Source organism: Pseudomonas sp. Irchel s3a18, from assembly GCF_900187535.1.
GTDB lineage: Bacteria > Pseudomonadota > Gammaproteobacteria > Pseudomonadales > Pseudomonadaceae > Aquipseudomonas.
Genome location: NZ_FYDV01000006.1, coordinates 174,443 through 191,882 on the forward strand (window position 1 = coordinate 174,443; position 17,440 = coordinate 191,882).

14 protein-coding genes are annotated in these 17,440 nt (G+C 60.5%); 4 read left to right on the forward strand and 10 right to left on the reverse strand.

Features of this window, described 5'->3' with window-relative positions; translation table 11 throughout:
• The gene (locus CKW29_RS11225; protein WP_095148486.1) at nucleotides 1-717 is read right to left on the reverse strand and encodes an ABC transporter permease; all 717 of its coding nucleotides are present in this window, start codon (nucleotides 715-717) and stop codon (nucleotides 1-3) included.
• A 331-nt stretch (nucleotides 718-1,048) separates the two neighbouring features.
• On the opposite strand from CKW29_RS11225, the gene CKW29_RS11230 reads away from it, so the two are divergent.
• The gene (locus tag CKW29_RS11230) at nucleotides 1,049-2,632 is read left to right on the forward strand and encodes a peptide chain release factor 3 (RefSeq protein ID WP_095145029.1); all 1,584 of its coding nucleotides are present in this window, start codon (nucleotides 1,049-1,051) and stop codon (nucleotides 2,630-2,632) included.
• 304 nt (nucleotides 2,633-2,936) lie between these two features.
• Nucleotides 2,937-3,185 (forward strand): hypothetical protein, encoded by a 249-nt coding sequence (locus CKW29_RS11235; RefSeq protein ID WP_095145028.1) that lies wholly within the window; start codon nucleotides 2,937-2,939, stop codon nucleotides 3,183-3,185.
• A gap of 277 nt (nucleotides 3,186-3,462) precedes the next feature.
• Here the strand turns inward: CKW29_RS11235 and CKW29_RS11240 are convergent, their stop codons facing one another.
• The 9 genes from CKW29_RS11240 to CKW29_RS11280 all read right to left on the reverse strand — a co-directional run bounded on the left by CKW29_RS11240 (nucleotide 3,463) and on the right by CKW29_RS11280 (nucleotide 15,326).
• Nucleotides 3,463-4,446: a peptide ABC transporter ATP-binding protein gene (locus tag CKW29_RS11240; RefSeq protein ID WP_095145027.1), complete on the reverse strand. Its 984-nt coding sequence runs from the start codon at nucleotides 4,444-4,446 to the stop codon at nucleotides 3,463-3,465.
• A complete protein-coding gene (locus CKW29_RS11245; RefSeq protein ID WP_095148487.1) occupies nucleotides 4,446-5,414 on the reverse strand; it encodes an ABC transporter ATP-binding protein in 969 nt (322 codons plus the stop codon). Before CKW29_RS11245 ends, CKW29_RS11240 begins: the two co-directional genes overlap by 1 nt.
• A gap of 10 nt (nucleotides 5,415-5,424) precedes the next feature.
• Entirely contained in the window at nucleotides 5,425-6,336 is a 912-nt protein-coding gene (locus CKW29_RS11250) for an ABC transporter permease subunit (RefSeq protein ID WP_095145025.1), read from the reverse strand.
• 10 nt (nucleotides 6,337-6,346) lie between these two features.
• A complete protein-coding gene (locus CKW29_RS11255) occupies nucleotides 6,347-7,357 on the reverse strand; it encodes an ABC transporter permease subunit (protein WP_095077912.1) in 1,011 nt (336 codons plus the stop codon).
• 74 nt (nucleotides 7,358-7,431) lie between these two features.
• A complete protein-coding gene (locus tag CKW29_RS11260) occupies nucleotides 7,432-9,027 on the reverse strand; it encodes an ABC transporter substrate-binding protein (protein ID WP_095148488.1) in 1,596 nt (531 codons plus the stop codon).
• 77 nt (nucleotides 9,028-9,104) lie between these two features.
• Nucleotides 9,105-10,520, reverse strand: coding sequence for an OprD family porin (locus CKW29_RS11265; RefSeq protein ID WP_095148489.1), 1,416 nt, complete (start codon nucleotides 10,518-10,520; stop codon nucleotides 9,105-9,107).
• A gap of 172 nt (nucleotides 10,521-10,692) precedes the next feature.
• Nucleotides 10,693-12,294: an ABC transporter substrate-binding protein gene (locus CKW29_RS11270; RefSeq protein WP_095148490.1), complete on the reverse strand. Its 1,602-nt coding sequence runs from the start codon at nucleotides 12,292-12,294 to the stop codon at nucleotides 10,693-10,695.
• 287 nt (nucleotides 12,295-12,581) lie between these two features.
• The gene (locus tag CKW29_RS11275) at nucleotides 12,582-14,207 is read right to left on the reverse strand and encodes an ABC transporter substrate-binding protein (protein ID WP_095145021.1); all 1,626 of its coding nucleotides are present in this window, start codon (nucleotides 14,205-14,207) and stop codon (nucleotides 12,582-12,584) included.
• 402 nt (nucleotides 14,208-14,609) lie between these two features.
• Nucleotides 14,610-15,326 carry an SIMPL domain-containing protein gene (locus tag CKW29_RS11280; protein ID WP_095145020.1) on the reverse strand — a complete coding sequence of 239 codons (717 nt, stop codon included), beginning with the start codon at nucleotides 15,324-15,326 and terminating at the stop codon, nucleotides 14,610-14,612.
• 251 nt (nucleotides 15,327-15,577) lie between these two features.
• Between CKW29_RS11280 and CKW29_RS11285 the strand changes: the two genes are divergently transcribed.
• Nucleotides 15,578-16,840 carry an ATP-binding protein gene (locus CKW29_RS11285; RefSeq protein WP_095145019.1) on the forward strand — a complete coding sequence of 421 codons (1,263 nt, stop codon included), beginning with the start codon at nucleotides 15,578-15,580 and terminating at the stop codon, nucleotides 16,838-16,840.
• The gene (locus CKW29_RS11290; RefSeq protein WP_095077905.1) at nucleotides 16,833-17,393 is read left to right on the forward strand and encodes a response regulator transcription factor; all 561 of its coding nucleotides are present in this window, start codon (nucleotides 16,833-16,835) and stop codon (nucleotides 17,391-17,393) included. The genes CKW29_RS11285 and CKW29_RS11290 overlap by 8 nt, the downstream gene beginning before the upstream one ends.
• Nucleotides 17,394-17,440 lie beyond the last annotated feature (47 nt).

A 17,440-nucleotide genomic window follows, 5' to 3' on the forward strand; every position in this document is an offset into this window, starting at 1 on the left:
TTAAGACGGGCGGAGGCCGCGTTCCAGCCAGAGGCGGCTGGCCAGGGTCACCAGGCCGTCGAGCAACAAGGCCAGCAGGGCGGTGCAGGCTGCGCCGAGGATCAGTTGCGGCTGATTGTTCAAGGCAATGCCGGGAAAAATCAGGCTGCCCAGGCTGTTGGCGCCGATCAGGAATGCCAGCGGTGCGGTGCCGACGTTGATCGCCAGGGCTACGCGCACGCCACCGATGATGATCGGTATGGCATTGGGTAGCTCGACCCGCCACAGCACCTGGCGTGGGGTCATGCCGATACCGACGGCGGCTTCCTTGAGTGAACCCTGAACGTTTTTCAGGCCTTCGTAGGTGTTGCGCACGATGGGCAGCAGGGAGGCGAGGAACAGGGCGAAGATTGCAGGGCCGCTGCCGATGCCGAGGATCCCCAGGGCGATGGCGAGGACCGCGAGAGGCGGGACGGTGTTGGCGATGTTGAAGAGTTGCATGAAGCGTTCGGCACGTCCGACCAGGGTCGGGCGGCTGAGCAGGATACCGGCGGGGATGCCCACGACAAGGGCGGCCAGCATGGAAGCGAGGACGAGAATCAGGTGAGCTTGCAGGTAAAACAACAAATCGTCGCGGTACAGTTCGATCGTGTTGATGCCGATCCAGTGAATCAGCAGGGCCAGAAGCGCGATGACAACCGCACCTCCTGTCAGCCCTTTGCCATAGCGGATAGCCACAGGCGGACTCCTATTTTTTTAGTCGGCGCACGCTTTCCCGTGTGGCATGCCATACCTGGCTGCCGGGAGGAGCGTTCGCGAAAAGCAGCTCTATCGATGCCGGCAAATGCGGCGTGAAATCGAGCCATGAGCACAGCCTCGTCAGGCTGACTTGCAGGTATTTCAGCCCCTGACGATGGGTCGTAACAGGGGAGTGGACGCCTCCACGGCCTCAAAGGTTCCCATCTCAGGCAGCATTTGGCCACCCCTAATGTGCTCAACGGTTCGGTTCTGGGATCAACTTGGGCTATAATCGCCGCCCTTTTTTGAATCACCTGCCAGGCGATTTCCCATGACCAAACAGGCCGCCGAAGTCGCGAAACGCCGCACTTTCGCCATTATTTCCCACCCCGATGCGGGTAAAACCACCATCACCGAGAAGCTCTTGCTGATGGGCAAGGCGATTGCGGTTGCCGGCACGGTGAAATCTCGCAAATCCGACCGCCATGCCACCTCCGACTGGATGGAAATGGAAAAGCAGCGGGGTATCTCCATTACCACGTCGGTCATGCAGTTCCCGTATCGCGATCACATGATCAACCTGCTCGACACCCCGGGCCACGAAGACTTCTCCGAAGACACCTACCGCACCCTGACGGCGGTCGACTCGGCACTGATGGTCCTCGACGGCGGTAAGGGTGTAGAGCCACGGACCATTGCCCTGATGGACGTCTGCCGTCTGCGCGATACGCCGATTGTCAGCTTCATCAACAAACTCGACCGTGACATTCGCGACCCGATCGAACTGCTCGACGAAATCGAAGCAGTCCTGAAGATCAAGGCCGCGCCGATCACCTGGCCGATCGGTTGCTACCGTGACTTCAAGGGTGTCTACCACCTCGCCGACGACTACATCATTGTCTACACCGCCGGCCACGGCCACGAGCGGACCGAGGTGAAGATCATCGAGAAGCTCGACTCCGATGAAGCCCGCGCCCACCTGGGCGATGAGTACGAACGCTTCATCGAGCAGCTGGAACTGGTGCAGGGCGCCTGCCACGAGTTCAACCAGCAGGAGTTCATGGACGGCCAGCTGACGCCGGTGTTCTTCGGTACCGCACTGGGTAACTTTGGGGTCGATCACGTGCTCGACGCCGTGGTCAACTGGGCACCGAAGCCATTGGCCCGGGTTGCCAACGAGCGCACCGTGGAACCGGTGGAAGAGAAGTTCACCGGCTTCGTGTTCAAGATCCAGGCGAACATGGACCCCAAGCACCGCGACCGTATCGCCTTCATGCGTATCTGCTCCGGCAAGTACGAAAAAGGCATGAAGATGCGCCACGTGCGTACGGGCAAGGACGTGCGGATCGGCGATGCGCTGACCTTCTTCTCGTCCGAGCGTGAGCAACTGGAAGAAGCTTTTGCCGGCGACATCATCGGCCTGCACAACCACGGCACCATCCAGATCGGCGACACCTTCAGCGAAGGCGAAACCCTGGGCTTCACCGGCATCCCGCACTTCGCCCCGGAACTGTTCCGTCGCGTACGCCTGAAGGACCCGCTGAAATCCAAGCAACTGCGCCAGGGCTTGCAGCAGCTGGCCGAAGAGGGCGCCACCCAGGTGTTCTTCCCGGAACGCAGCAACGACATCATCCTCGGCGCCGTCGGTGTGCTGCAGTTCGATGTGGTCGCCAGCCGCCTTAAAGAGGAATACAAGGTTGAGTGCGCCTACGAGCCGATCACCGTGTGGTCCGCGCGCTGGATCGATTGCAGCGATAAGAAGAAGCTCGAAGAGTTCAGCATCAAGGCGGTGGAAAACCTCGCCCTGGATGGCGGCGGTCACCTGACCTACCTGGCCCCGACCCGGGTCAACCTGGCGCTGATGGAAGAGCGCTGGCCAGATGTGAAGTTCCGCGCGACCCGTGAGCATCATTAAGCGCTGACACGTCACATCCCAAGCCCCGCCGCGAAAGCCGCGGGGTTTTTTATGGGCTGCCGAAAATCCTATGGGCTGCCGAAAATCCACGGTGGGAGCGTCGCCCGACTCTCTTTCACAGGAGCCCTTATCAAGTCTGAAATAACCATTCGCTATGGCGGTTATGCAAAACCAGTCTGTTGATCAATGGTATTTCCGCCCATTCATTAGCGTCCTATCTGGAGAACCGACTCAATCGGAACTAGATTTCACTCAGCGCCAGACGGGCACTCCTGCTTCACACAAAAAAAGGATGGAATCGACGATGAGCAAGTTTCTACGCATGGTGTTGCTATTGAAGGTGCTGGTGATCTGGTCCCTGGGGACCTCGATGGCGTGGGCCGAGTGCCCGGATCATGGTGAGCAGGTGTCGAGTGGGCATGGGGCACAGGGTGAGCTGATGCTCGCCAAGTCCGAATCCGAGCCGGGTGACCAGGATCAGGGTGGCAGCAAGGGTGATGACGATTCGACCACTGAAGAGCCGGACACCGATGAAGGTGATAGCCAGACGTAGATCGCGGGCAAAAGAAAACCCCTCCCGGCGGACTGATGCGCAGTCCTGGAGGAGGGGTTTGGTTAACGCGGTTCAGGAAGCGCCCCGATAGGGTAATGCCGATCAGTTAAGGAGATGAGGTCGAATGTGTAGGAGCGAGCGGGCTCGCGATGAACTCAAGAACAACGCGTTCAATCAGAAAACACGCGTTATCGTTAACGTCCATCGCGAGCCTGCTCGCTCCTACAAAGGTCTGCGTTCACCTAACTGACTGGCATTGCCCCGATAGGGCGCTTGTTCATGCCCGGCTTATTACGATGAATTGCTCGGCGTAATGGCAGGCCACCTGACGGTTGTCGAGCGGGCGCAAGGCCGGCTCTTCTTTGCTGCAACGTTCGGTCGCGTACGGGCAGCGCTTGTGGAAAGCGCAGCCGGACGGCGGGTTCAGCGGGTTGGGCAGTTCGCCGACGATCTTGATCTTCGGCTTGTTCGGATCCGGGTGGATGGTGGGTGTCGCCGACAGCAGGGCCTGGGTGTACGGGTGCAGCGGACGGGTGTAGATGTCTTCCTTCGGGCCCATTTCCACCGGCCGGCCGAGGTACATCACCATCACGTGATCGGCGACGTGACGCACCACGGCTAGGTTGTGGGAGATGAACACGTAGGCGGTGTTGAACTCTTGCTGCAGGTCCATGAACAGGTTCAGCACCTGGGCCTGGATCGACACGTCCAGCGCCGAGGTCGGTTCGTCCGCCACCAGCACCTTGGGTTGCAGCATCATGGCGCGGGCCAGGGCGATCCGCTGGCGCTGGCCGCCGGAGAACATGTGCGGATAACGCTGGTAGTGCTCGGGACGCAAGCCGACCTGCTTCATCATCGCCTGGACTTTTTCGCGACGTTCGCTGGCCGAGAGGTTGGTGTTGATCAACAACGGCTCGGCCAGTTGGTCGCCGATCTTCTGCCGTGGGTTGAGTGACGCGTAAGGGCTCTGGAACACCATCTGCACGTCTTTGCGCAGTTGCTTGCGCTGGGCCTTGTTGGCGCCGGCCACTTCCTGCCCGGCGATTTGCAAGGAGCCGGAGGACGGCTCTTCGATCAGCGTCAGGGCACGGGCCAGGGTGGATTTGCCGCAACCGGATTCGCCCACGACGGCCAGGGTCTTGCCGGCTTCCAGCTCGAACGATACGCCGTTCAGTGCGCGAACCGTCGCATGGCCTTTGAACAGGCCGCGGGAAACTTCGTAGTGACGGGTCAGGTCACGGGCGGTGAGAACGACGGCCATTACGCCACCTCCTGATTCAAAGGATAGAAGCAGCGGGCGAGGCTGTTGCTTTTCGGGTCCAGGGTTGGACGTTGTTGACGGCAGTTGTCCTGCACGTAGGGGCAGCGTGGCGACAGCAGGCAGCCCTGCGGACGGTCATAGCGGCCAGGAACGATACCCGGCAGCGTGGCCAGGCGGGAAGAACCCAGGCTGTGTTCGGGAATCGCCTTGAGCAGCGCTTCGCTGTAAGGGTGTGCCGGGATGTCGAACAGTTGTGGCACCTGACCGACTTCCACCGCCTGTCCTGCGTACATCACGCACACGCGCTGGGCGGTTTCGGCGACGACCGCGAGGTCGTGGGTGATCAGCACCAGGCCCATGTTCTGCTCTTTTTGCAGGGCCAGCAGCAGGTCCATGATCTGCGCCTGGATGGTCACGTCCAGGGCCGTGGTCGGCTCATCCGCGATCAGCAGCTTGGGCTCGCCGGCAATGGCCATGGCGATTGCCACGCGTTGGCTCATCCCGCCGGAGAGTTGGTGCGGGTAGGCGTCCATGCGGCTCGCGGCGCCCGGGATTTCCACTTTTTCCAGCAGTTCGATGGCGCGCTTGCGGGCGGCCTTGCCGGACATTTTCAGGTGCAGGCGCAGCACTTCTTCAATCTGGAAGCCCACGGTGTAGCTCGGGTTCAGCGCGGTCATCGGGTCCTGGAAGACCATCGCCAGGTCTTTGCCGACGATCTGCCGGCGCTGGCGATTGCTCAGCTTGAGCATGTCCTTGCCGTCGAAGCTGAGGGCGTCGGCGGTGACGATGCCGGGATGTTCGATCAGGCCCATCAGCGCCATCATGGTCACGGACTTGCCGGACCCCGACTCGCCCACGATGGCCAGCACTTCGCCCTTGTCCACGGTCAGGTCCAGACCATCGACCACGGGAACGGCGTTCTTGTCGCCGAAGCGAACGTTGAGATTCTTGATTTCCAACAATGACATGTGAATCCCCTCAGGCGGCGTTCTTGAGTTTCGGGTCCAGCGCATCGCGCAGGCCGTCGCCCATCAGGTTGATTGCCAGCACGCTGAGCAAAATGGTCAAGCCAGGCAGGCTGACGACCCACCAGGCGCGTTCGATGTAGTCGCGAGCCGAAGCCAGCATGGTGCCCCACTCGGGGGTTGGCGGTTGTACGCCGAGGCCGAGGAAGCCCAGTGCGGCGGCATCGAGAATCGCCGAGGAGAAGCTCAGGGTCGCCTGGACGATCAGCGGCGCCATGCAGTTGGGCAGCACGGTGATGAACATCAGGCGTGGCAGGCCGGCACCGGCCAGGCGCGCGGCGGTCACGTAGTCGCGGTTCAGCTCGCCCATCACCGCGGCGCGGGTCAGGCGGACGTAGGACGGCAGGGACACGATGGCGATGGCGATGACGGTGTTGATCAGGCCTGGGCCGAGGATGGCGACGATCGCCACGGCCAGCAGCAAGGAGGGCAGGGCCAGCATGATGTCCATCAGGCGCATGATGGTCGGGCCAAGCATGCGCGGGAAGAACCCGGCGAACAGACCCAGCAGGATCCCTGGAATCAGCGACATGACCACCGATGACAGGCCGATCAGCAGCGACAGGCGCGAGCCCGCGATCAGGCGCGACAACAGGTCGCGACCCAGCTCGTCGGTACCGAGCAGGAACTGCATTTGCCCGCCTTCCAGCCAGGCCGGAGGAGTCAGCAGGAAATCGCGGTATTGCTCGCTCGGGTTATGAGGGGCAACCCAGGGGGCGAAGATCGCGCAGAAGATCACCAGCAGCATGAACATCAGGCCGGCAACGGCGCCCTTGTTCTTGGAGAACGCTTGCCAGAATTCTTTGTACGGGGACGGATAGAGCAGGCTGGTGTCGACTGCTACGGAGGGTGTTGGAGTACTCATTCGTAGGGTCTCAGCGCTGGTGGCGGATGCGTGGGTTTGCGAAGCCATAAAGAATATCCACTACAAAGTTGACCAGAATCACCAGGCAGGCGATTAACAGAATGCCGTTTTGCACCACCGGGTAGTCCCGGGCGCCGATGGCTTCGATCAGCCATTTGCCGATGCCGGGCCAGGAGAAGATGGTTTCGGTCAGTACCGCACCGGCCAGCAATGTGCCGACCTGCAGGCCGACCACGGTCAGTACCGGGATCAGGGCGTTGCGCAGGCCATGCACGAAGACCACGCGTGCCGGCGACAGGCCTTTGGCCCGTGCGGTACGGATGTAGTCTTCACGCAGTACTTCGAGCATCGAGGAGCGGGTCATCCGGGCGATCACCGCCAGCGGGATGGTGCCCAGCACGATGGCCGGCAGAATCAGGTGGTGCAGGGCATCGAAGAACGCCCCGGTGTCATCGGCCAGCAAGGTGTCGATGAGCATGAAGCCGGTGCGTGGCTCAATGTCGTAAAGCAGGTCGATCCGCCCGGAAACCGGAGTCCAGCCCAGGGACACCGAGAAGAACATGATCAGGATCAGGCCCCACCAGAAGATCGGCATCGAATACCCGGCCAGGGAAATACCCATGACCCCGTGGTCGAACAGCGATCCTCGCTTGAGTGCCGCGATGACGCCCGCCAGGAGCCCCAGGATGCCGGCGAACAGCAGCGCAGCCATGGACAATTCCAGTGTTGCCGGGAACAGTGAGGTGAACTCGCTCCATACACTTTCACGGGTACGCAGGGATTCACCCAGGTCACCCTGGGCCAGCTTACCGATGTAGTCCAGGTACTGGGCATACAGCGGTTTGTTCAGACCAAGGCGTTCCATTGCCTGAGCATGCATTTCGGGATCGACCCGACGTTCGCCCATCATCACTTCCACGGGGTCGCCGGGAATCATGCGAATCAATGCGAATGTCAGCAGGGTGATGCCGAAGAACGTGGGGATCAACAGCCCCAATCGGCGGGCAATAAAACTAAACATCTTCTGGTGTACCTCATCAGCCGGTTCGGCGTTCCCGGCAGCGTCGAGAGCAACGTTGCCGGGTGTTTTCTTATCTACTTCACTCGGGTAGTAGCGAAGTTGTTAGTGGTCAGGGGGCTGATGTGATAGCCCTCGACGTTGTTGCGCATAGCCGTGAACATTCGAGTGTGCGCCATGCTGATCCATGGCTGGTCCTGGTGGAAGATCTCCTGGGCCTGTTCGTAGAGCGCCGCGCGTGCTGCCGGGTCGGTCTTCTCACGGGCCTGGTCGATCAAGGCCTGGAACTTGGCGTTGCACCAGCGAGCGTAGTTTTCTCCGTTTTTGGCGGCCTCGCAACTGAGCATAGGCGTCAGAAAATTATCCGGGTCGCCGTTATCGCCCGCCCATCCAGCGGACACCATGTCGTGCTCGCCATTTTTGGCGCGCTTGAGCATTTCGCCCCACTCCATGACTCGAATGTCGACCTTGATGCCGACCTTGTCCAGGTCCGACTGCATCATCTGTGCCCCGAGCATCGGGTTCGGGTTGGTCGGGCCACCGCCGTTACGGGTGAACAGGGTGAACACGGTGCCTTCGGGCACGCCGGCTTCCTTGAGCAGGGCGCGAGCCTTGTCCAGGTCGTGCGGCGGGTTCTGAAGTGCGTGGTTGAAGCCCAGCAGGGTTTGTGGGTACGGGTTGACCCCGACCGTGGCGTTGCCCTTGCCGAACAGGGCGCTGACGTAGGCCTGCTTGTCGAACGCGATTTCAATGGCCCGGCGCACGCGCACGTCGTTCATGTACGGGCGTGTGGTGTTCAGCGCGATGTACGAGGTGGTCATGGCCTCGAGCTCGGCGACCTGCAGGTTCGGGTCTTTCTTGATGCTGGGGATGTCATCGGGCTTGGGATACAGCGCGATCTGGCACTCGTTGGCCTTGAGCTTTTGCAGGCGAACGTTGTTGTCGGTGGCAATCGCCAGGATCAAGGCTTCGCTGGGTGGCGCACCGCGGAAGTACTCGGTGTTGGCCTTGAAGCGAACCTGTGCATCCTTGGCATAGCGCTGGAACACGAAGGGGCCGGTGCCGATCGGCTTGTTATTGAGGTCGCCCGTCTTGTTGGCCTTGAGCAACTGGTCGGCGTATTCGGCCGGGTAGATCGAGGCGAATGCCATGGCCACGTCCGGCAGGAAGGGGGCTTCCGGGCGGGTCAGGGTGAACTTGACGGTGTAGTCGTCGACTTTCTCGACGCTCTTGAGCAGTTCCTTGAAGCCCATGCTCTCAAAGTACGGGAAGCCCACGCTCGATTTGTCATGCCACGGGTGTTTCGGGTCCAGCTGACGCTGGAAGCTCCAGACCACGTCGTCGGCATTCATGTCGCGGGTCGGCTTGAAATAATCTGTGGTGTGGAACTTCACACCTTTGCGCAGGTGGAAGGTGTAGGTCAGGGCGTCAGGGCTGATTTCCCAGCTCTCGGCCAGTGCCGGTTCGATGTCGGTGGTGCCGGGCTTGAAGCCCACCAGACGATTGAAGATGGTTTCGGACACCGCATCGCCTGTGACTGCAGTCGTGTACTGGACCATATCGAAGCCTTCCGGGCTGGCTTCGGTACAGACCACCAAGGGCTTGGCCGAGGCGCCGACAGCGACACTCAGCAGCGCGGCGGCGATGGCCGCTCGTAAAGGAAGCTTGTTCATCAATAACCCCTCTGCAATCAGTTGGATCAACGTCGCAGAACGGCCGCTCGTCATTGAGTCAGCCGTTCGACGGGTGCTTAGAGAATGTTGAATGGAATGGTGGTGACCAGACGGAACTCGTTGATGCTGCCGTCAGCCTGGTTTTCGCTCGCACGGTGCGCGGTGTAGGTCGCACGCACGGTGGTGGCTTTCAGAGGACCGCTTTGAATGGCGTAGGTGGAGCCGATGCCGTATTCATAGTGGTGTTCGCCATCCATCGACTGCACGCCGTCGTAACCGCCGCCGGTGTAGTGGGTGCCGTCGATGCCCCAGCCGCGAGCCTGGTAGATGTTGAACTTCAGGCCTGGCACGCCGTATTCGGCCATGTTCAGGCCGTAGGCCACCTGGAAGGATTTCTCGTTCGGGCCGTTGAAGTCCGAGAGCAGGGAGTTGGCCAGGTAGATGCCGTTGGTTTCATGCAGGTAGTCGAAGTACTCGTTACCGTTGATCTCCTGATAGGACAGGGTCAGGGTGTGGGCCTGGTGGGTCAGGCCGAACGACAGCGAGTAGGTGTCGTTGTCGATGTTGCCGAGCTTGGCCTGGCCTTCATCCTGGGTCTTGTAGTAGTTCAGGCCGGTGGTCAGGCTCAGCACCGAGCTGTCGCCCAGCACGTGGGTGGCGCCGAAGTAGTACTGGTTCCAGAGATCTTCAGCCTGGGTGCCCCAGAAGCTGGTGGTCAGGCTGGCGAATGGCGAGTAGCTGATACCGGCGGTGTGGACGTGATCGGCTTCGGCATTGATGTCACCGTACTCGGAGCGGAATTTGCTCAGGCTTTCTTCGGTACGCGGTGAGTTGCGGTCGAAGGTGGCCACGTCGAAGGCCAGGTTGTTCAGTTCTTCGCTGTGCAGGGCCACACCCTGGAAGCTGGACGGCAGGGCACGGTTGCCGATGACGTCGACTTGCGGGCTGCTGAAGTTCATGCGGCCGGCGGTCAGGGTAGTGTTGGAGAGGCGTGCCTTGACGTTGGCCAGGCCCAGCTTGCTCCACTGGCCCTGGGCGTCGCCGCCTTCTTTGGTCAGCGTACGGTTGTTGCCCGCGCCTGGACGAGTACCCGGTGCGCCACCGTTGTTGGACGCCAGGTTCTCGCGGTCGCGTTCCAGCGCGACGGCGTTGTAGGCCGCCAGCTCAGTGCTGAAGCCGACGGGACCCTCGGTGAAGCCCGAGTTGTACTTGATGATGGTGCCCTGCACCCAGTTGATACGACGATCAGTGTCGACCGACTGACCGTCTTTTTTGTACTTGAACTTGCCCCCACGCTTGAGCTGTTCGTTGGCGTACCAGTTACGGGTACTGCCGTCGATCTTCTGGCCTTCGATGAAACCGGTGGCCTCGGACTGCGCATTGTTGGTGTTCACGGTCACCGGGTTGAACGCCTGGCTCTGGGGTTCGGCATAAGCGGTAGCCGTAATGCTGCTGATGGCCAATGCCAACAGTGCTGTGTTGCTCAGTTTCATCAGTGAAGCTCCTTTCTTTCTTTTTTTTAATGCCGGTCTTTTTCGGTGATCCGGCTATTTGGTTTCGAACTCATTCAAGGCATCGCAAACGTTTGCTTATGGCGTGATCGCCGAATTCAGGCAACAGCTTTGCGTGAGGGCGAAAATCGCCCTCAGGGTTCTGGCTAATCAGTTATTGGTCGATGCTGACGCCCGAGAACACGTTACGGCCGAAGGGGCTGACCTTGAAACCTTCGACTTTGGCGTTCAACGGCTGGTTGACCGTCGAGTGGGCCACTGGGGTGATCGGCACTTGCTGCTTGAGCAATTGCTGAGCCTGTTTGTAGAGCACCGTGCGCTGGTCACGATCGGTGACAATCTTGGCCTGCTTGATCAGCTTGTCGTATTGCGGGTCACACCACATGGAGTAGTTGTTGCCGCCAATCGCATCGCAGCTGTACAGGGTGCCCAGCCAGTTGTCCGGGTCCCCGTTGTCACCGGTCCAGCCGATCAGGCTGATGTCGTGCTCGCCATTTTTGGTGCGCTTGATGTACTCGCCCCATTCGTAGCTGACGATCTTCACGTTCAGGCCGATTTTCGCCCAGTCCGCCTGGAGCATTTCAGCCATCAGCTTGGCGTTCGGGTTGTAGGGGCGCTGTACCGGCATGGCCCACAAGGTGATTTCGGTGCCTTCCTTGACCCCGGCGGCCTTGAGCAACTCCTTGGCTTTTTCCGGGTTGTAGGCGGCGTCCTTGATCGTCTCGTCGTAGGACCACTGGGTCGGTGGCATGGCGTTGACGGCCAGTTGCCCGGCGCCCTGGTACACGGCGTTGAGGATGCCTTGCTTGTTCACCGCCATGTCCAGCGCCTGACGCACTTCGAGCTGGTCGAAGGGTTTATGCCGCACGTTGTAGGCGATGTAGCCGAGGTTGAAGCCCGGCTTCTCGATCAGTTGCAGCTTGGGGTCTTTTTTCAGCGCGTCGACATCGGCCGGGCGAGGGTGCAGGGTGATCTGGCATTCGCCAGCCTTGAGCTTCTGCACACGTACCGAGGCGTCGGTGTTGATGGCGAAAATCAGCTGGTCGAGCTTGACGCGGCTCGGGTCCCAGTACTGTTTGTTGCCCGCGTAGCGGATCTGCGAGTCTTTCTGGTAGCGCTGGAACACGAACGGACCGGTGCCGACCGGCTTCTGGTTGATCTCGCTGGGCTTGCCGGCGGCGAGCAACTGGTCGGCGTATTCGGCGGAGAGGATCGAGGCGAAGCTCATGGCGATGTTCTGGATGAACGCGGCGTCGACCGAGTTCAGGGTCATGACCACGGTCAGCGGCCCGGTCTTTTCGACCTTGGCGATGTTCTTGTTCAGGCTCATCCCGTTGAAGTATGGGAACTCGGTCGGGTAAGCCTTACGGAAGGGGTGCTCGGGGTTGAGCATGCGGTTGAAGGTGAACAGCACGTCATCGGCATTGAAATCCCGGCTCGGTGTGAAGTACTTGGTGGTGTGGAATTTCACCCCTTCGCGCAGGTGGAAAGTGTACGTGAGGCCATCTTCGGAAACATCCCAGCGGGTAGCCAGGCCGGGTACGACAGTGGTGGCACCCTTTTCAAACTCGGCCAGCCGGTTGTACAGCGGCTCGGCGGCATCGTTGTCGGTAGCGGTGGTGTATTGCGCCGTGTCGAAGCCCGCCGGGCTGCCTTCGGAGCAAAACACCAGGCTGTTGTTGGCGGCGTGGCTGATGGATGTGGCGGCCAGCAGGCCGGTGCCCAACAATGCGGATAAAACCAAGGTATGGCGCATGACGCTCCCTCTTTTTTAGATGTTAAGCAGTGAGTCGTCGCCCCGTCCGAGGGCGTGCAGGTATCACTGGTCCAAAGCCATGGATTCAGCAGGTGCAATACGGTCGGACTCCGACGGTAGGAGTCGAAGACCAGGCAGTAAATGCATAAGGTCTGAAAAACAGGTAGGAAAATGCGACGGGTCCTAAACCTGCAGCGGTAGTCCACAGTGGTTTGGGATGTAGGCGATTTCCGCTGTCTTGGCAGATTGAGCCGTGGCGACGTCAGGGACGTCGCCACGACAAAACCTTATTTGCTGACGCTGACGCCGTAGAAGGAGTTCAACCCAAACGGGCTGATCTTGTAGTCCTGTACGGAGTTGCGCATGGGTTGATACACCGTCGAGTGCGCGATAGGTGTCATCGGGACTGCATCTTTGAGGAGGTGTTGCGCCTGCTTGTACAGCTTGGTGCGTTCGGCGACGTCGGTGGTGGCCTTGGCTTGCTTGATGATGGCGTCGTAAGGCTTGTCGCACCATTTCGAGAAGTTGTTGCCGCTCAGGGAGTCGCAGCCGAACAGTACGTTCAACCAGTTGTCCGGGTCACCGTTGTCACCGCTCCAGCCAATGATCATGGCCTGGTTCTCGCCACCTTTGGAGCGCTTGATGTACTCGCCCCATTCGTAGCTGACGATGTTGACCTTCAAGCCGATCTTCGCCCAGTCCGACTGCAGCATTTCAGCCATCAACTTGGCGTTCGGGTTGTACGGACGTTGAACCGGCATGGCCCACAGGGTGATCTCGGTGCCTGGCTTGATGTCGGCTTTCTTGAGCAGCTCCTTGGCCTTCTCCGGATCGTACTTGGCATCCTTGATGGTGTCGTCGTAGGACCACTGGGTCGGTGGCATGGCGTTGACCGCCAGCTGGCCGGCACCCTGGTACACCGAGTCGATGATCTGCTGCTTGTTCACCGCCATGTCCAGCGCCTGGCGTACTTCGAGCTTGGCCAGTGGGTTGGCGTCGGTGCGGCCCTTGAGGACCGGCATGACGTTATAGGCGATGTAGCCCAGGTTGAAGCCGGCCTGGCTTGGCAGTTTCAGGTTTTTGTCTTCACCCAGGGCCTTGAGATCGGCCGGACGCGGGAAGAGGGTGACCTGGCATTCGTTTTTCTTCAGCTTCTGGATACGTACCGACGGGTCGGTGGTGATGGCGAAGATCAGGTTGTCGATCTTCACGTCTTCCGGCTTCCAGTACTCCTTGTTACCCGTGTAACGGATGTTGGAGTCTTTCTGGTAGCTCTTGAACACGAACGGACCGGTGCCGATCGGCTTCTGGTTGATGTCGCCCGGCTTGCCTTCCTTCAACAGTTTGTCGGCGTATTCGGCGGACTGGATGGAGGCGAAGCTCATGGCCATGTTCTGGATGAACGCGGCGTCGACCGTGCCCAGCGTGAACTTGACGGTATGGTCGTCGATCTTTTCGATGTTCTTGATGTTGGTGTCCATCCCCATGTCCGTGAAGTACGGGAACTCGGTGGGGTAGGCTTTGCGGAACGGCATGTCCTTGTCGATCATGCGGTTGAAGGTGAACAGCACGTCGTCGGCGTTGAACTCACGAGTCGGCTTGAAATACGGCGTGGTATGGAACTTCACCCCTTCGCGCAGATGGAAGGTGTAAGTCAGGCCATCCGGGGAAACGTCCCAGCTGGTGGCCAGGCCTGGAATAACGGCGGTGCCGCCACGTTCGAACTGACTCAAGCGGTTGAACATGGTTTCTGCTGAGGCGTCGAAGTCGGTTCCGGTGGTGTACTGACCAGGGTCGAAACCGGCCGGACTCCCTTCGGAGCAAAACACCAGGTTAGTCGCAGCGGAGGCGAAAGGTGCGCTAGCCAACAGGCTTGCGCCGACTAAAAACGGAATGACCGCGTGTTTAAGCATGGTGGCCTCATGATTTGTTGTCATTTTTGGAATTAGAGGACGACCTCGTGAGTCGACCTGCGGATACTTATGCAGGGCCTGTACCCAATGCAAGATCCAGAGCGGCTACAAGCCTTAAACAGTGGCACGAACGTACCTTAATGTCGCATTTGTGTAAGTCCTGACGCATTTGACCGTTTGCGCGGGGTGTTTTCGGTGCAAATGGCGCCCTGAATCGGTGCGCAAGGCGGGTTTTTCGCACCTCGCCGGAGCATGTTGTTACTTATCCAGACCTCAGCCTAGACGGGTTTCGGCTCGGTAGCGGGGAAGTGTATCGAAGGGTGTGAAGCGGTTTTTTACCGCGCCAGCCTTACAGGCTGATGGGGGGATCCTTCCCGGGCGCGGGAAGGATCATGGGGCGGGTTACGGCATCAGCACTTCGATCGAGCCATCGGCGGTCATGCCGACCTGGCTGGTACCGGCCTCGACGTCCGGGGTGACCGGAGCGGCATCCATGGCGGCAGCTTTCATCATCATCGGCGCACGCAGGTAAGGCTGTGGATAGCCACTGGTATGGAGGTTCAGGTTGACGATCTTGTAGCCCTTGCCACCCAGCGCCTCGGTGGTCAGTTGAGCGCGGGCCTTGAAGGCGTTCACGGCTTCCTTGAGCAGTGCGTCTTCGCTGGCCTTGCGGGTCGGCGTGGCGATGGCGAAATCCATACCGCCCATTTTCAGGTCGGTCAGCAGTTCGCCGGTGAGTTTGGACAGCGCCGCAAAGTCCGAGCTTTCCAGGCGCAGTTCGGCGCGTTCACGCCAGCCGGTGATCTTCTGGCCCTTGGCGTCGTAGATCGGGTAGCTGTTGCGGCTGCCTTGACGCAGGGAAATGTCCTTGACCTGTTTGGCCTGGCCCAGTGCCTTGTTCATGGTGGTGCTGACCTCGGCGGCGAGTTTGGCCGGGTCGGTGTTCTGCGCTTCGGTGTAAAGGGTCACGATCATCAGGTCGCGAGCCACTTCCTGGCTGACTTCGGCGCGCAGGGAAATCTGGTTGTAATGCAGCTCGTCCGCGGCCAGGGCCGGGAGGCTGGCGAGGGTGCCGGCACTGAGGGCGAGAAGGGCGGCACTGCGGCGCAATGTAGTCATGAAAGCTCCTTGGGTGGTGCGCAGGGATAAAAATGCGAACCTGCGTGAAACCATCAGACTCAATGGAGCAGCTGCAAGTTTCAAGCTGTAAGCTGCAAGTTTTAAACGGCGCGCTTCAAGCTTTTACTTGTAGCTTGCCGCTTGAAACTTGCAACCGCTTCTATGTGACGCTTTGCCGCACTTTTGCCTGTCAGGGCCCCCGCCTGGTTATACTTGGCGCGATCCGCCTGGAGCGCTCATCAGGAGAGCTCATGCTCGCCCCCGTACAACTGCTTTCCGCCACTCGCCAGAACCTGTGGCGACTGACATTCATCCGCACCCTGGTGCTGGCCGCCCAGGCCGGTTCGGTGGGGCTTGCCTACTGGTTCGATCTGTTGCCACTGCCCTGGGTCGAGCTGGCGATGACCCTTGGCTGCTCGATGCTGCTGTGTGTGTTCACCGCCGTCCGGTTGCGCACGTCATGGCCGGTGACCGAGCTTGAATACGCGGTGCAGTTGGCTTGTGACCTGTTTATCCACAGTGCACTGCTGTATTTCTCGGGCGGCTCGACCAACCCGTTCGTTTCCTATTATCTGGTGCCACTGACCATCGCCGCTGTCACGCTGCCGTGGCGCTACTCGGTGATCCTGTCGGGTATTGCGCTGGCGCTGTACACCATGCTGCTGGCGCAGTTTTATCCGCTGGAAACCTTCCCGATGTACCGGGAAAAAATGCAGATCTACGGCATGTGGCTGAGCTTCGCCCTGGCCGCGGCGGTGATCACCTTCTTTGCCGCGCGCATGGCTGAAGAGTTGCGCCGCCAGGAAGAACTGCGCGCGATCCGTCGCGAAGAGGGCCTGCGCGATCAGCAACTGCTGGCCGTGGCGACCCAGGCGGCGGGCGCTGCCCATGAACTGGGCACGCCTCTGGCGACCATGAGCGTGCTGCTCAACGAGATGCAGCAAGACCACCCTGATCCGATGCTGCGCGAAGACTTGAGCGTGCTGCAGGACCAGGTGAAGCTGTGCAAGCAGACCTTGCAGCAACTGGTGCGCGCCGCCGAGGCCAATCGTCGTCTGGCGGTGGAAATGCAGGACGTCAGCGCCTGGCTCAACGAAGCCCTCGACCGCTGGCACCTGATGCGCCCTGAAGCGACCTATCGTCTGCAACGTTTGGGGACGGGTCCGGAGCCGCGCCTGGCGCCGCCGCCGGACCTGACCCAGGCCTTGCTCAATTTACTCAACAACGCCGCCGATGCCTGCCCGGAAGGGCTGGAAGTGACACTGGACTGGGATGCCGAGGAGCTGACCATCAGTATTCGCGACCACGGTGCCGGCGTGCCGCTGGCGATTGCCGAACAGATCGGCAAGCCATTTTTTACCACCAAGGGCAAAGGTTTCGGCCTGGGCCTGTTTTTGAGCAAGGCCAGCGTGACACGCGCTGGCGGCTCAGTGAAACTCTATAGTCATGAGGAAGGCGGCACGCTCACCGAGCTGCGCCTGCCCCGTGCCGCACGAGGAGACGAACATGAGTGACGAGATCCAAGTCGAAGGCGAAGACCTGCCGCATCTATTGCTGGTAGACGATGACGCTACCTTCACCCGCGTCATGGCCCGCGCCATGAGCCGACGCGGCTTTCGCGTCAGCACCGCAGGCTCCGCCGAAGAGGGCCTGGTCATCGCTCAGCAGGACCTGCCGGACTACGCGGCCCTGGACCTGAAAATGGACGGCGATTCGGGGCTGGTGCTGTTGCCCAAGCTGCTCGAACTCGATCCGGAAATGCGCGTCGTGATCCTGACCGGTTATTCGAGCATCGCCACCGCGGTCGAAGCGATCAAGCGTGGCGCCTGCAACTACCTGTGCAAACCGGCCGACGCCGACGATGTGCTGGCGGCCTTGCTGTCCGAGCACGCCGATCTGGACAGCCTGGTGCCGGAAAACCCGATGTCGGTCGACCGCCTGCAGTGGGAGCATATCCAGCGCGTACTCACCGAGCACGAAGGCAACATCTCCGCCACTGCCCGTGCCCTGGGCATGCACCGGCGCACCCTGCAGCGCAAGTTGCAGAAGCGGCCTGTTCGTCGCTGACCCAGCGCTGAACGATCATCGCCGACCCTCGCAACAATCCGGACCGA

Coding starts and splice junctions, on each gene's coding strand:
- CKW29_RS11230 (WP_095145029.1), top strand. CDS start 1,049: ATGACCAAACAGGCCGCCGAAGTCGCGAAACGCCGCACTTTCGCCATT.
- CKW29_RS11235 (WP_095145028.1), top strand. CDS start 2,937: ATGAGCAAGTTTCTACGCATGGTGTTGCTATTGAAGGTGCTGGTGATC.
- CKW29_RS11240 (WP_095145027.1), bottom strand. CDS start 4,446: ATGGCCGTCGTTCTCACCGCCCGTGACCTGACCCGTCACTACGAAGTT.
- CKW29_RS11245 (WP_095148487.1), bottom strand. CDS start 5,414: ATGTCATTGTTGGAAATCAAGAATCTCAACGTTCGCTTCGGCGACAAG.
- CKW29_RS11250 (WP_095145025.1), bottom strand. CDS start 6,336: ATGAGTACTCCAACACCCTCCGTAGCAGTCGACACCAGCCTGCTCTAT.
- CKW29_RS11255 (WP_095077912.1), bottom strand. CDS start 7,357: ATGTTTAGTTTTATTGCCCGCCGATTGGGGCTGTTGATCCCCACGTTC.
- CKW29_RS11260 (WP_095148488.1), bottom strand. CDS start 9,027: ATGAACAAGCTTCCTTTACGAGCGGCCATCGCCGCCGCGCTGCTGAGT.
- CKW29_RS11265 (WP_095148489.1), bottom strand. CDS start 10,520: ATGAAACTGAGCAACACAGCACTGTTGGCATTGGCCATCAGCAGCATT.
- CKW29_RS11270 (WP_095148490.1), bottom strand. CDS start 12,294: ATGCGCCATACCTTGGTTTTATCCGCATTGTTGGGCACCGGCCTGCTG.
- CKW29_RS11275 (WP_095145021.1), bottom strand. CDS start 14,207: ATGCTTAAACACGCGGTCATTCCGTTTTTAGTCGGCGCAAGCCTGTTG.
- CKW29_RS11280 (WP_095145020.1), bottom strand. CDS start 15,326: ATGACTACATTGCGCCGCAGTGCCGCCCTTCTCGCCCTCAGTGCCGGC.
- CKW29_RS11285 (WP_095145019.1), top strand. CDS start 15,578: ATGCTCGCCCCCGTACAACTGCTTTCCGCCACTCGCCAGAACCTGTGG.
- CKW29_RS11290 (WP_095077905.1), top strand. CDS start 16,833: ATGAGTGACGAGATCCAAGTCGAAGGCGAAGACCTGCCGCATCTATTG.